The following is a 13,363-nucleotide window of genomic DNA, read 5'->3' on the forward strand; positions in this document are numbered from 1 at the left end:
TTTACACTCTCTTAAAAATAACAACACCATTAGTTCCGCCAAAACCAAAGGAATTGCTCATAATGACATCTATTTTTACTTCTCTTGCTGTGTTTGGTATATAATCTAGGTCGCAATCAGGATCTTTTGTGGTTTGGTTAATCGTTGGCGGTAAGATACCTTTTTGCATTGCCATAATTGAAATAACTGCTTCTAATCCGCCAGCTGCACCTAAGCAATGCCCAATTTGTCCTTTTGTAGAGCTAACAGGTGGAACAGAGCCATTAAAGACTTTTTTGAGTGCTAGGGTTTCATAATAATCATTGTATTTGGTGCTAGTTCCATGAGCATTGATATAACCAATTTCTGTATTTGCCATTTTGAGTGCTGCTTTCATAGCGCGATAGGCTCCCTCTCCTTCAGGAGCGGGTGTAGTGATGTGATTTGCATCTCCACTTTCACCAAAGCCAACTAATTCGGCATAGATTTTTGCCCCTCTAGCTTTGGCGCTTTCGTAGTCTTCTAGCACAAGCGCAGCCGCTCCCTCTCCCATTACAAAACCACTTCTTTCTGCATCAAAAGGGCGTGAAGCCAATTGAGGCTCATCGTTTCTATCGCATAGAGCCTTCATTGCTGCAAACCCTCCAATTCCAACTCCGCAAATAGCAGATTCAGCGGCAACTACAAGCATTCTATCGGCTTCATTGAGCATAATAGTCTTTCCTGCCTCTATGATTCCGTGCGTTCCAGCAGCACAAGCCGTTACACTTGCTAAGTTTGGACCTTTGAGAGAAAAATCAATTGAAATAAAACCGCCTAGCATATTTACAAGGGCTGAGGGAATAAAGAAAGGAGAGATTCTTTTAGGTCCGCGTTCAAAATTAATTACAGAGTTTTTTTCAATATTACCCAATCCCCCAATTCCAGATGCAGAACTAATTCCAAATCTCTCTCCATCTACTAATAGATTGTTTTGAGAATCAACTAAGCCACTATCTTCCATTGCTTCTTTAGAAGCTTTGATTCCGAGTTGGATAAATCTATCAGCCTTTTTGACTTCTTTTGCATCCATTACGCTATTTGGATCAAAATCTGTGATTTCTGCAGCAATCTTTACAGGAAATTCAGATACATCAAAAGAGGAGATTGTTTTAATTCCACATTTTCCTTCAACAATAGCTCTAAAAGAATCCTCTCTGTTTAAACCCAAAGAATTAATCATTCCTATACCTGTAACCACTACTCTTCGCATTTTTGATCCTTAACAATAAAATTTTGTATGCCAAAAGGCATACTTTAGATTATGCTTTTGCTTTTTCGATATAAGCGACAATATCACCCACAGTTGAGATTTTTTCTGCATCTTCATCAGGCACATTAATATCAAATTTTTCTTCTAATGCCATAACAAGCTCAACAACATCCAAAGAATCAGCACCTAAATCATCTACGAATTTTGATTCTGGCTTTACTTCTCCCTCATTTACATTAAGTTGCTCTACTACAACTGCCTTTACTTCATCGAATAATGCCATCGTATTCTCCTTAAAAAAATCATAAATCGCTATTCTAGCTAAGTTTTTCTTAAAAAAAGCAATTTTTACATATATAATCCGCCATTTACCTTTAAAACTTCGCCTGTAACATAGCTAGAATATTCAGAAAGCAAGAAAGCAACGGCACCAGCAACTTCTTTTCCGCTTCCAAATCTGCCAAGTGGAATATTAGCAGCATAAGCTTGTTTGATTTCTTCTTTTAATCCCTCTGTCATATCACTTTGGATAAATCCTGGAGTAATGCAGTTAAAGCGAATAGCCTTGCTTCCACCTTCTTTGGCAAAAGATTTTGTCATTGCAATCATTCCACCTTTGCTTGCAGCGTAGTTGCATTGCCCGATGTTGCCGATTTCTCCGATGATTGAAGAGATATTGACCACACTTCCATAGCCCTGCTTTCGCATAATCTTTAGGGCTTCCCTGCAACCAATGAAGCTTGAAGTGAGATTGGCTTCTAAAACCCCATTAAATTCTTCTATTTTCATTCGCATAGAGAGCTTATCATTGGTGATACCAGCATTATTCACAAGGTAGCTTAATTCACCATCACTGCTTAAAATAGCTTCAATGCCTGTGATAAATTCTTCCTCTTTGGTTGCATCAAATCCAATCACAGCAGCCTTGCCACCACTTGATTCAATTTGGCTTTTAAGCAAATCAGCAAGTTCAGGTTTGGAGCGATAATTAATCCATACCTTTAAGCCCATTTGTGCTAAAAGCTTTGCAATTTCTGCGCCAATGCCTTTACTTGCACCTGTAATTAAAACATTTTTTCCACGAAATTCCATTTATATTCCTTAGTTGATTGATAATTTGTTAATTCTAGAATTATACATAAAATCAAGCATTTTTTACTTCATAGGTTAAAAAGATTTTTTGACTTTTTTTGTAAGGTTTTGTTTGAATCTCTAGCAATTTTAGTCCTTGAATCTCCATATTTTCCAAATCTTCAAGAGAAGCAAGGGTGTTTTTAGCACACTCTCTTAGCAAGATTCCGCGATAATGTTTAGCATAGTGGCTAATTACTTTACCATTTTTAATAAAAAGTGGCTCATAAATTAAGAAATCTTTGGGCAATTCTAAGCATTTTTGATAAAATCCGGCGCGTAAATCTAACACTTCTTTGTCTTTTTTGAGAAAATGTAAGAAAATTTCTTGATTATCGTGATAGAATTTTTTAGTTTCAAATCCCAAAAATCCTTCGCCCTGTTTTAAATCATAGTATGGAATCTTATCATTAGCCCTTAAAATCCCAAAAAGATTAGAAAAAATTAAAACTTTCTCATTGAGATAATTTTGGGATTTTTTATTCAAAGTTTTGAAATCTAAGGCATTGTAGGCAACGCCATTATAGCGCAGGATAGAATCAACAAGTGGTGATGTAAAAAGATTCTGTGCTAGAGCAAGTTCATCTAGGTTAATTTGTTTGGTGCCAAAAAGCTTTTGCAGTGAGGATTCATTACTAGTCTTAAGATAGTGGGTATATTGCTGTAAAATTTCTTGGAGATTTTGTGCTAAAAAATTTTTATAAAATCCCTCTATGCTGGGGATTTCAGTGGTATGATGAAGGTGTTTTTTTTCACTAGGAGAAAATAAAAACCACATTCTATAACTTTTTAGAAGCTAAGAAATTGGAGTTTCTTAGCAACTATAAGTTGTTAGAAATTCAAATGGGTGCGGTCGTCCTTCCCATGGCCAAATTTCTGTTTCAAATTTGTATTTTTTATAGGTTTGGATAAACTCTTCACTAAAGACTCCGCCCTCTTTTAGATAATTTCTATCTAGCAACATTTCTTCAACAGCGTGGCGTAAAGTGTGTGGAAGTTGTTTGATACCTTTTTCGCGGATTTCATCAAGTGTGAGTTCAAAAAGATTTACTTCCATAGGTTTTCCTGGATCACTTTGCTTTTGGATTCCATCGATTCCTGCCATAAGTAGGGAAGCAAAAGCGAGGTAAGGATTGCTAGAGCTATCAGGGAATCTAAATTCCATTCGCTTTGCTTTTTCTCCACTATTGTAAGGGATTCTTATGCTTGCACTGCGGTTTTGTGCAGAATAAGTAAGAATTGATGGTGCTTCAAAACCGGGTATTAAGCGTTTATAAGAGTTAGTGCTTGCGTTGGTAAAAGCAGCTAATCCGCGTGCGTGGTTTAATACTCCACCTAAGAAATGTAGTGCCATTTCGCTCAAACCTTCATAAGCATTCCCCGCAAAGAGATTTCTGCCTTCTTTCCAAATGCTAATGTGTGTGTGCATTCCGCTACCATTGTCATTATAAAGTGGTTTTGGCATAAAGGTTGCTGTTTTGCCATTTAGGTGAGCGACCATTTTGACAACATATTTAAGCTTTTGGACATTATCAGCAGCTTCAAGCATATCACCAAATTTAACTCCAATTTCACCTTGTCCTTGGGCAACTTCGTGATGCACTACAAAAGTTTCTAAGCCCACTTGATTGAGCACTTTTACCATTTCAGCGCGAATATCTACCATAGTATCTACAGGTGCTACAGGGAAGTATCCTCCTTTAGTCCCAGGGCGATGTCCCATATTAACACCCTCGAATTCCTTATCTCGATTCCACTCGCCCTCTTCTGTGTCAATTTCATAATATTGACAATTTACAGAATCTTTTATCTTAATGGAATCAAAAACAAAAAACTCATTTTCTGGTCCATAATAAGCCACATCACCAATTCCGGTTTCTTTGAGGTATTGCATCGCTCGTTTTACAATGCTTCTGGGGCATTTTTCATAGGGTTGATTTTTGTAAATGTCCCATACATCACAAAATACTACCATTGTAGTATCAGCGGTAAATGGATCGATAAAATATCGCACAGGATCAGGGATAAGAATCATATCGGATTTATCTACAGGTTGCCATGCTGGGATAGAACTGCCATCAAAAGGAATACCCTCAAAGCTACTCTCATCAATTGTGCTTGCACTAAATGAGAGATGGTGCCAAATTCCCTTAATATCGGTAAAACGGAAATCAATAAATTCAACTTCATTTTCTTTGCATTCTTTAAAGAACTGCGCTATGGCTTGCTTGTCGATTTGTGGTCGTTGCATAGTATTCCCTTCTTAAAATTTTTGTGTAATCTTAGCATTTTGAAGTTAAAGATTTTGTAAAATTTCACACTTTATTCACTTTTATTTGATAAGATTTTGCTAAAACTTCTAAGGAAAATTTTTGTCTAGGATTGTTACTATCATTTTTAGTTTTATTGTTTTTTGTGGATGTGCAACCCAAGTGCCAAATCATCAAGAACTCACGCAAAAGATTCCTCAAAATTTTGCTAATCAAAAAATTATCGAGCAAATTGCATTTGCTATGCCAAGTAGCACGATTCTATCGCCCAAAGAACAAATGCAAATTTTATTTGCAGATGAAGTTTTATGGGGGTTAATAGAAATTGCAATTAAGCAAAATATGGATTTACAGATCGCACAAACAAGAATACTACAAGCTAGAAGTCAGCTAAAGAGTGCGTGGGGCGAAATGTTTCCACAAGTGAATGCAAATTTGAAAGTGAATGATAGCCATACGCGAGGAAGTTCTGTGAAAAATGGTGCAGTGGTAGAGACTTCAAATCAAAACACACAGATTCAAGCTACACTTTCTTGGGAAGTGGATTTGTTTGGACGTTTGAGTGCTACTAAAAATGCCAAAGAATCATTGTATTATAAGAGTTTGGAGGATTTGTCTAATGCACAAATTATCTTGTTAGGCGATGTGGCAAATCTTTATTTTACGCTAAGGGAAATGTCTTTAAATATTCTGCTAACGCAAGAAAATATTTTGTATTATCAAGATATATTGGAACTCACACGTCTTAAAGTTGAAAATGGTTTGCTTGACACCACAGAGCTATTTGATGCGCAAGATATGCTTACAAATGAACAAAATATCCTTGAGCAACTCAAAAGCAAACAAGAGGAAACCAAAAATGCACTTTTAGTGTTATTAGATGTCAAGAATCTTGGTTTTAATTTGCTTGGAGATTATGTTTTTGTTTTGCCCAGCGCTTTTGCTCTAAATACGATTCCAGCGGATGTTTTACTCTTTCGTCCTGATATTAAAGCTGCTATTCAAAGCCTTTATGCGCAAGTTTATAATAAAGAAAATGCCAAGGCAAGTTTATTTCCCATTTTATCTTTGAGCGCAAATTTGAGCGATGTTTTAGGATCTTCACAGGGTGAAGCAGGGAATTTGGCTTGGAGCTTGGCAGCAGGGCTTACAGCTCCGATTCTAAACCGCACACAATTAACGCAAAATTATTTTTTGCAAGATGCAATACTTCAAGAATCTTACCTAACCTTGCAGAAAACTCTCAATACCGCACTTGCCGAAGTTGAAAATGCGATTTTTAACACCCAAAGTTCTCAATTACAAGTTCAAAATAACACCCAAAGACTCCAAAATGCAAAAAGCTATTATGAGTTTTCTGCTAATAGGCGTTCTATAGGCTTGATTGATGAGCTAGAATATTTGACTAACAAGACTTCTTTAAATAATTCTCAAAAAAATCTTAATACTTCTAAAAATACGCACTTGCAGGCTTTGGTTACTCTCTTTAAAGCATTTGGCGGGAATCTCTATTTAACAAAGGAAGCGCAATGACAAGCACACAAAGCATTTTAAACACCATTAACCCTAAAAAAAATTATAAAAAAATCTTTTTAGTTTGGGGGATTATTAGCGTCGTAGTGGCAATTTTAATAGCACTAATTTATTGGTGGAATACAAGGGAGCCAAGTATAAGCTATCAAACGCAAAAGGCTTTTATAGGCGATATTTCAAGCACTATTAGTGCTAATGGCACACTCTCGCCAACTAATGAAATCTCTATTGGTTCGGTTATTTCAGGAATTGTGCTTGAAGTGTTGGTTGATGTGAATGATAAAGTAAAAAAGGGTCAGATTCTAGCTAAGATTGATTCAGAGAGCATTGAGCAAGATCTTTATCGCTATCAAGCGCAGCTAGAGAGCGCTAAAGCTCAACTAAAAAGTGCGCAAGTAACGCTACAAGAGAAACAATGGCAATATAAGCAGTATCGAAATTTATACCAAAAAACCAAAGGCAAAACCCCTTCAATTTTGGAGTTAGAAACAGCAAAAACTGCTTACAATGAAGCTTTAAGCAATGTAGAGATTAGGAAAGCAAGTATTAAGGAGATTGAGACTTCTATTCGTTCTACCCAAGTGGATTTGCGAAATTCAAAAATTACAAGCCCCATAGATGGAGTAGTTTTGCAGCGTTCCATTGAGGTAGGACAGAGTGTGGCAGCTAGTTTTCAAGCACCAGAGTTTTTTATCATTGCAGAGAGTTTGGAAGAAATGGAGCTTAATGCAAGTATTTCTGAAGCAGATATTGGCAAAGTGAAAGTGGGGCAAAGTGTTGAGTTTAGTGTGGATTCCTACCCTGCTAAAACTTTTAAGGCAAAAGTAGATAGAGTGAATTATGGGGCTTCAAATACTTCAAGCTCCACTGCTTCGAGTTCAACTACTACGACAAGTAGTGGGATTGTAAGCTATGAAGCAAGAATCTATGTAAGTAATAAGGATTTGCTTTTGCGCCCAGGAATGAGTGCTACAGCTGATATTGAAGTAGCAAGTGCGAAAAATGCGCTTTTAGTTCCCTCTAGCGCATTGTATTTTACTCCCAAAATACAAGAAGTTACTCCTAAAAAATCCCCCTTTAATCCATTTGTTCAAATGCGTCCTAAGCACCAAAGACAAGTTGCAGCTAATAATGAAAGAAAAACAATAGGTTCTGTATGGATTTTAGAAAATGGAACACCTAAAAAAATAGAAGTAGAAACAGGGATTAGTGATGGACAAAGCACACAGATTTTAGGCGATTCTATTAAGCCAGATATGTTGGTGATTGTCGGACAAAAGCAGGGTAAATAAAGGCGGATAAATGAGTTTTATTACCCTAAGAGATATTCATAAAAGCTATGGCAAGCCACCTAATGTTTTTGAAGCTTTGCGCGGTGTGAATCTAGAAATTTCTCAAGGTGAATTTGTGGCTTTGATGGGTCCTAGTGGTAGTGGAAAATCCACTATGGCAAATATTTTGGGTTGTCTTGATAGTCCAAGTAGTGGAATCTATGATTTTTGTGGAGTTAATGTATGTGGATTAACACTCAAGCAAAAAGCAATTTTAAGGAGACATTATATTGGTTTTATTTTTCAGGGCTTTAATCTATTACCACGCACTACAGCTTTGGAAAATGTAGAATTACCCTTGCTTTATCGTCAAGTTCCCAAAAAAGAGCGCATAAGATTATCTATGGAGGCTTTAGAGATGGTGGGTTTGGAGAAATGGTGCCACCATAGTAGCAATGAATTAAGTGGTGGTCAGCAACAGCGCGTTGCAATTGCAAGAGCAATTGCTTCCAAACCACTTTTTTTGTTAGCTGATGAGCCAACAGGTAATTTAGATACCAAAAGAAGTGTGGAAATTATGGAGATTCTATCGCGCTTAAATACTATGGCTCAAATTACAATTTTAATGGTAACTCACGAGCTAGATATGGCAAAATATGCTACACGTGAAATTGTATTTTTAGATGGGCAAGTGCAATCTGATTCTAAAGAAAGTTCTAAAAATAGTGATTTAAACAAATTGCATTCAAAGGAAGCTTGATGATTCTTAATGCATTTTTTTTAGCTTTTAGGCAGATTAAAAGGAATTTTTTGCGCGCAATTCTAACAATGCTTGGGGTGATTATTGGAGTGGGAGCAGTGATTATTATGATTACGCTTGGAAATGGCACAACTCAAGTTATTACAGAGAGAATGAGTAGTCTTGGAAGCAATATATTGCTTATTTTTCCAGCGCGAGATCAAACACCCGGTAAAGGTGGGCGAAAGCAGTTTATGCTTCAAGATGTTGAAGAATTAAAATTGCAAGTTGGGTATTTGACGCGCGCTATAGCTCCGCTATCTTCGGCAGGTGTTTTGGCGCAATTTCGCCAAAGCAACACGCAAACCCAAGCACAAGGAATCAATGCAGAATATTTTATAGCCACAGATTGGGGAATTGCAGAAGGCAGGAAGTTTAGCAAAGAAGAATATCGCGCAGGTAGCAATGTTTGTATGATTGGTGAGAGCGTTAGAAAAAATCTCTTTGGTGAAAGCAAGACTAATCCGCTTGGATCGCGTATTAGGCTTGGAAATATTGTGTGTGATTGCATTGGGGTTTTAAAAAGTAAAGGGCAGGGCGCTATGGGCAATGATCAAGATGATGTGATTTTGCTTCCTCTTAAGACTTACCAGCGCAGTATTTTAAAATCCGATTCGCTTTATAATATTAGTCGCCTTATGATTTCGCTAAAAGACGATGTGGATTCTACTGTTGCAGTTGGATTGATTACAGAAGCATTAAGGGGAATTAGAAACATTAGAGAAGGGCAGAAAAATGATTTTGAGATTATGGATACTAAGCAGATTATTGAAATGATGAAAAGCACAACAGCTAATCTTACATTATTCTTGGGTGCTATTGCAGGTGTTAGTTTGATTGTTGGGGGGATTGGTATTATGAATATTATGTTAGTCTCTGTAACAGAACGCACCAAAGAGATTGGGACAAGATTAGCCATTGGAGCCTTAGAGAGCGAGGTGTTGTTGCAGTTTTTAATTGAATCAGTAACGCTAAGTTCGTTAGGTGGATTTATTGGAATTATTCTAGCCTTTTTTGGTTCGCTTGGAATTTGTCATTTAATGAATATTCCATTTCATTTTGATTATGGTGTGGCTATGATTGCCTTTTTATTTTCGGCATTTATTGGTATTTTGTTTGGTTATCTCCCTGCTAGAAGAGCTTCAAGGCTTAATCCTATTGATGCGTTGAGACACGAGTAAAAAGCGTTATATCTTAGTAAGGGTTGGATTCCACGCTTTAGAGCTAATAATCACAAAATCTCCTACTTTGAATTCTTTGGATTCTTGGTTGGAGATGATAATTTTGGTAACTTCATTCCCAGCTAGAATACTTATGATGCACACAAGTCCGCTTGGCTTGATCTCTAAAATGGTTCCGCTATGGCGGAATTTTCCGCTTGGAATTTGGTTTAGAAATACTTTGCTTGGGCTACCTTGTTTGCTAATGATTCCATTTTCTAAATACACGACATATTGAGAGAGAAAAAACACTTCTCCAAAATTGTGGCTAACAAGAAAGGTTGTTAGGTTTAATTGTCGGTGAATTCCTAAAAGCTCTTCTTGGAGTTTTTGAGCCATTGCTGAATCAAGTGCAGAAAATGGTTCATCTAAAAGAAGTATTTTTGGATCCCTTACCAAAGCCCTTGCAAGAGCGACTCTTTGTTGTTGTCCGCCACTTAACATAGAGGGCTTAAAGTTTTTTAGGTTTTGTAATTCGGTGATTTCTAGCAAAAAGTCAATACGTTTTTTATCTCCACCCTTTGGCAAAGCAAAAAGGAGATTTTCAGAGACGCTCATATTGGGGAAAAGGGCGTAATCTTGAAAAACAAAGCCAACTTTTCGTTTTTGTGGGGGAAGATTGATTTTGTCTTTAGAGCTAAACCAAATCTCATCTTGCACTTTAATTATTCCGCTATCTGGAGTAGTAAGACCGCATAAGATTCGTAATATAGTGGTTTTACCCGCTCCGCTTTTCCCAAAAAGTGTGATTAAATCTTGCATTTTAAATTCGCATTGCACTTTTAAGAGTAGCTCACCTTGAGTGCTGTGTAGTTTTTTGCAAAAATCTAAGTAGATCATCGTGTGTGCTTTTTGTTAAGATAAAATGTAAAAAGCAAGATGCAAAAAGTAATGACAAAAAGGCTTAATGCGTATTGATGCGCTAAGGCATAGTTAAGCGCCTCAACTTCATCATAGATGGCGATACTTGCTAGGCGCGTTTCTCCTGCAATATTTCCCCCTATCATCATTACAACACCAAATTCTCCAATGGTGTGCGCAAAGGAGACCACAGCTCCAATTATAATAGAATTTTTCATATTTGGTAGTAAAACGCGATAGAGGATTTCAAGGCGATTCTTACCAAGGCTTAGCGCGGCTTCATAGAGTGATTTTGGAATACTAGAAAAGCCTGTTTGGATTGGATTTACCATAAAAGGTAAAGTAAAGAGAATTGAAGCAACAATTAAGCCCTCAAAGCTAAAAACAAGCTTGAGATTAAAGGTTTCTAATAAAAACTTTCCAAAGGTATTTTGTGGGCTAAAAAAAACAAGTAAATAAAATCCAAGCACACTTGGAGGAAGCACTAAGGGCATAGAAACAATGGCTTCCAAGAAAGGTATGATTTTACTTTTACTAAAGGCAAGAAAATAGGCAATGGGAATTGAGATTAATAAAAGCAAAAAAGTTGTGATTAGCGAAACCTTAAAGGTTAGAATCATAGTTTGTGCGAAATCCATTAGGATATTCCTAGCAACATAATTTCATTTTCTGGGATATGCCAATAAACTTCACTGCCGATTTTTAAGCGATTTTTTGAGACAAATTCTAAATCTGTAAGTGCCTGAATAATCCCATATTTTGCCGATGAAAACTCCAGAGAAATCCGCGCAAAAAGAGCATCGCTTTGGATTTCTAAAATTTTAGAGCAAAAGGTATTTTTTGCTCCCTCTAGTTTGAATGCTAGAATGACATTGGTTTCTTTGAAATTAATCTCTAGCTTTTTACCCAAAAGATCTTGCGATAATTCTTCTAACAACAAAAGCGATAATTCTTTGTCTTGACTTTGTAAAACTAATCTTGATATGCCATTGCTAGAATAAATTGCTTTTAGAGTGCCATTGAGATTATTCAACGGCATATCCAAATTGTATAAATTTATCTTTAGCAGGTTGGCTTAAGATATACTCTTTAAAAGCTTGGGCGAGTTTAGAATCTTTTCCATAATTTAGGATAACCAGGGCTTGACTAATGGGCTTATAAAGCTTTTCATCAATTGTAATAAAGCTCATTGTTGGAGTGTGGATTCCATTTTCCCCAAGCATAGATAAGGCGGTGAATCCCACTTCAGCATTTTGTGATTCTACATAGGTAGTGGCAGTTCCAATACTCTCTCCCATTACAAGCTTGTCTTGTATCTTCTGTAATATTCCTGTAGCTTCTAGTGCTTCCATACTTGCTCTACCATAAGGGGCTACTTTGGGATTTGGGATAGCAATGTGTAGGATTTTTGGATTTAGAATATCTGTGAATTTTGTAATTTTGAAATTTGAATTATTACTCCATAAGACAAGTTTTCCTTTGGCATAAATTTCTTCTTTTTGTGGAGCAAGTTTCTCAGCATAGAGTTTGGCGGGATAGCTCACATCAGCTGCCACAAAGAGATGAATGGGCGCACCATTTTTGATTTGCGCATAAGCCTTTCCACTAGAAGTATAGGAAATTTCTATTTTGTCATTTGGGTGATTTTTTAAAAATTCATTTTTAATATCCTCTAACACATATTTAAGTGAAGCAGCCCCTAAAACTCTAATTTGTTCTGCGTTGGCAAATTGTGCTCCAAACAACAATAAAGCCCCCATAAATACTATTTTTTTAAATCCTTTTAACATTTTCTCTCCTTTTTGTTTTGAATTTTTGTTTAATTAAATTCCCAAAATAACATGATTTGCTTTGAAACCAAACCATACCTCTTTGCCTAAAGTTAGTTCTAACTCATCGCAAGATTCTTTTGTGATGATTGCACTTAAATAAGTGTCGCCGTGTCTGATTTGTATTTGCGTATTAACTTCTCCTTTGATTAGATTAGCTATTTCCCCTTTAATGCAATTTCTCATAGAACCTTTAGGTTGCTCATTAAAAACCACAATCCAATTAGCTTTAATAAGTGCATAGCAAGAATCGCCCACCTTTAAATTCATTTCTCTCAAAGATTCTAAAGTGATTATACTAATAATACTTAATTCCCCTGCTTGAAGCGTTACTTCTGCATTAACGCTACCTAGTTTTATATGACTGATTTTTCCAAAAAATTGATTCCTTGCACTTGTTTTAATCATAGGTCTCCTTGTTGTTTGTAGCTGTTTTTGTAAGCTAAAAGCTTCTTTAATTTTTAAGCTATTCCAAGCTTGCAAATCTTGTTCAAACATTTTTAGAAGTTCTTCATAAATATTTTCCATTTGCCTAAAGGCTTTAATGATTTCTAAGCCCTTTGGGGTAACGCTTGTGCCACCCCCATTTTTACCACCAAGTGCAGAAACCACAATGGGTTCTTGGGAGAGTTTATTCATTGCATCAATGCAATCCCAAGCGGCTTTATAGCTCATTCTCATTTCTTTAGCCGCCTTTGAGATTGAACCACTTTTGTGGATTCTTTCTAAAAGTTCTACTTTTCCGTGCCCTATGAAATTTTTCCCATTTTCCTTGACCCAGATTCTACCTTCAACTTCCATCAGTTTTTGCCTTTATGATTTTATTTTGTGCATTATATTTTAAAATATATATATTGTCAATTAAGCGTATCTCTTTGTAAAATTTGGTATTTTTTGTGATTTTTTTATAAAGTGTATTGTGATGGAGTTTTTATAATTTAAAGTAAAATGGAGGGCAAGATGGTAACACAACCACTTAAGGAGATTAAATTTAAGAGAATCTATTAATTCTAAGAGATTCTCCTTATTTTTTTTAAATGATTTATTTTTGCTTATGGTGCTTTGGTTTTTCTCTTGTTTTTTAAACCTCCAAACTAGCTAGAAATTAAAGATAATTTATTTCTAGCTAGTAACTTTTAAAACTTATACTTTATCCCCATATTTCCACTTAAGTAAGTTTCATTTTTAGAATCTACTTTTCCTGCCAAGATTTGTTTA

14 protein-coding genes are annotated in these 13,363 nt (G+C 36.1%); 4 read left to right on the top strand and 10 right to left on the bottom strand.

Annotated elements, in window-relative coordinates:
* Position 1: 1 nt before the first annotated feature.
* The 5 genes from MKD52_RS00285 to glnA form a co-directional block, all read right to left on the bottom strand.
* A complete protein-coding gene (locus MKD52_RS00285) occupies positions 2 to 1,231 on the bottom strand; it encodes a beta-ketoacyl-ACP synthase II (protein ID WP_112057578.1) in 1,230 nt (409 codons plus the stop codon).
* Positions 1,232 to 1,280: 49 nt separating this feature from the next.
* A complete protein-coding gene (acpP, locus tag MKD52_RS00290; RefSeq protein WP_006656108.1) occupies positions 1,281 to 1,514 on the bottom strand; it encodes an acyl carrier protein in 234 nt (77 codons plus the stop codon).
* A gap of 65 nt (positions 1,515 to 1,579) precedes the next feature.
* Positions 1,580 to 2,323, bottom strand: a complete 744-nt coding sequence (gene fabG, locus MKD52_RS00295) for a 3-oxoacyl-ACP reductase FabG (protein ID WP_242098833.1) — start codon at positions 2,321 to 2,323, stop codon at positions 1,580 to 1,582.
* A 52-nt stretch (positions 2,324 to 2,375) separates the two neighbouring features.
* Positions 2,376 to 3,140: a YaaA family protein gene (locus tag MKD52_RS00300; protein WP_242098835.1), complete on the bottom strand. Its 765-nt coding sequence runs from the start codon at positions 3,138 to 3,140 to the stop codon at positions 2,376 to 2,378.
* A gap of 36 nt (positions 3,141 to 3,176) precedes the next feature.
* On the bottom strand, positions 3,177 to 4,613 hold the full coding sequence (glnA, locus tag MKD52_RS00305; protein WP_112057575.1) for a type I glutamate--ammonia ligase: 1,437 nt from the start codon (positions 4,611 to 4,613) through the stop codon (positions 3,177 to 3,179).
* A gap of 121 nt (positions 4,614 to 4,734) precedes the next feature.
* On the opposite strand from glnA, the gene MKD52_RS00310 reads away from it, so the two are divergent.
* From MKD52_RS00310 to MKD52_RS00325, 4 genes are read left to right on the top strand one after another with little or no spacing between them, the layout of a single operon-like run.
* Complete coding sequence (locus tag MKD52_RS00310) at positions 4,735 to 6,165, top strand: TolC family protein (protein WP_242098837.1); 1,431 nt, start codon at positions 4,735 to 4,737, stop codon at positions 6,163 to 6,165.
* On the top strand, positions 6,162 to 7,457 hold the full coding sequence (locus MKD52_RS00315; RefSeq protein WP_112057573.1) for an efflux RND transporter periplasmic adaptor subunit: 1,296 nt from the start codon (positions 6,162 to 6,164) through the stop codon (positions 7,455 to 7,457). Before MKD52_RS00310 ends, MKD52_RS00315 begins: the two co-directional genes overlap by 4 nt.
* A gap of 10 nt (positions 7,458 to 7,467) precedes the next feature.
* Entirely contained in the window at positions 7,468 to 8,196 is a 729-nt protein-coding gene (locus MKD52_RS00320; protein ID WP_242098839.1) for an ABC transporter ATP-binding protein, read from the top strand.
* Positions 8,196 to 9,416: an ABC transporter permease gene (locus MKD52_RS00325; RefSeq protein WP_242098841.1), complete on the top strand. Its 1,221-nt coding sequence runs from the start codon at positions 8,196 to 8,198 to the stop codon at positions 9,414 to 9,416. The genes MKD52_RS00320 and MKD52_RS00325 overlap by 1 nt, the downstream gene beginning before the upstream one ends.
* A 6-nt stretch (positions 9,417 to 9,422) precedes the next feature.
* Here MKD52_RS00325 and MKD52_RS00330 read toward each other — a convergent pair whose 3' ends face one another.
* Genes MKD52_RS00330 through MKD52_RS00350 form a run of 5 tightly spaced genes read right to left on the bottom strand, consistent with a single transcriptional unit; the run spans position 9,423 to position 12,946 of the window.
* Positions 9,423 to 10,295, bottom strand: a complete 873-nt coding sequence (locus MKD52_RS00330; RefSeq protein ID WP_112057570.1) for an ATP-binding cassette domain-containing protein — start codon at positions 10,293 to 10,295, stop codon at positions 9,423 to 9,425.
* Positions 10,292 to 10,960, bottom strand: coding sequence for a molybdate ABC transporter permease subunit (modB, locus tag MKD52_RS00335; RefSeq protein WP_242099884.1), 669 nt, complete (start codon positions 10,958 to 10,960; stop codon positions 10,292 to 10,294). Before modB ends, MKD52_RS00330 begins: the two co-directional genes overlap by 4 nt.
* Positions 10,954 to 11,355 (bottom strand): molybdate ABC transporter, encoded by a 402-nt coding sequence (locus MKD52_RS00340; RefSeq protein WP_242098842.1) that lies wholly within the window; start codon positions 11,353 to 11,355, stop codon positions 10,954 to 10,956. The genes modB and MKD52_RS00340 overlap by 7 nt, the downstream gene beginning before the upstream one ends.
* Complete coding sequence (modA, locus tag MKD52_RS00345; protein ID WP_242098844.1) at positions 11,342 to 12,106, bottom strand: molybdate ABC transporter substrate-binding protein; 765 nt, start codon at positions 12,104 to 12,106, stop codon at positions 11,342 to 11,344. The genes MKD52_RS00340 and modA overlap by 14 nt, the downstream gene beginning before the upstream one ends.
* A 33-nt stretch (positions 12,107 to 12,139) precedes the next feature.
* Complete coding sequence (locus MKD52_RS00350; protein WP_242098846.1) at positions 12,140 to 12,946, bottom strand: TOBE domain-containing protein; 807 nt, start codon at positions 12,944 to 12,946, stop codon at positions 12,140 to 12,142.
* Positions 12,947 to 13,363: the final 417 nt, after the last annotated feature.

The sequence above is a fragment of the Helicobacter sp. CaF467b genome (genome assembly GCF_022664765.1).
GTDB lineage: Bacteria > Campylobacterota > Campylobacteria > Campylobacterales > Helicobacteraceae > Helicobacter_D > Helicobacter_D colisuis.

What these genes read in the sequence shown, in the direction of transcription:
- MKD52_RS00300 (WP_242098835.1), bottom strand. Translation starts at nt 3,140, where the DNA reads ATGTGGTTTTTATTTTCTCCTAGTGAAAAAAAACACCTTCATCATACC.
- MKD52_RS00285 (WP_112057578.1), bottom strand. Translation starts at nt 1,231, where the DNA reads ATGCGAAGAGTAGTGGTTACAGGTATAGGAATGATTAATTCTTTGGGT.
- MKD52_RS00330 (WP_112057570.1), bottom strand. Translation starts at nt 10,295, where the DNA reads ATGATCTACTTAGATTTTTGCAAAAAACTACACAGCACTCAAGGTGAG.
- MKD52_RS00340 (WP_242098842.1), bottom strand. Translation starts at nt 11,355, where the DNA reads ATGCCGTTGAATAATCTCAATGGCACTCTAAAAGCAATTTATTCTAGC.
- fabG (WP_242098833.1), bottom strand. Translation starts at nt 2,323, where the DNA reads ATGGAATTTCGTGGAAAAAATGTTTTAATTACAGGTGCAAGTAAAGGC.
- MKD52_RS00320 (WP_242098839.1), top strand. Translation starts at nt 7,468, where the DNA reads ATGAGTTTTATTACCCTAAGAGATATTCATAAAAGCTATGGCAAGCCA.
- MKD52_RS00315 (WP_112057573.1), top strand. Translation starts at nt 6,162, where the DNA reads ATGACAAGCACACAAAGCATTTTAAACACCATTAACCCTAAAAAAAAT.
- acpP (WP_006656108.1), bottom strand. Translation starts at nt 1,514, where the DNA reads ATGGCATTATTCGATGAAGTAAAGGCAGTTGTAGTAGAGCAACTTAAT.
- glnA (WP_112057575.1), bottom strand. Translation starts at nt 4,613, where the DNA reads ATGCAACGACCACAAATCGACAAGCAAGCCATAGCGCAGTTCTTTAAA.
- MKD52_RS00350 (WP_242098846.1), bottom strand. Translation starts at nt 12,946, where the DNA reads ATGGAAGTTGAAGGTAGAATCTGGGTCAAGGAAAATGGGAAAAATTTC.
- modA (WP_242098844.1), bottom strand. Translation starts at nt 12,106, where the DNA reads ATGTTAAAAGGATTTAAAAAAATAGTATTTATGGGGGCTTTATTGTTG.
- MKD52_RS00325 (WP_242098841.1), top strand. Translation starts at nt 8,196, where the DNA reads ATGATTCTTAATGCATTTTTTTTAGCTTTTAGGCAGATTAAAAGGAAT.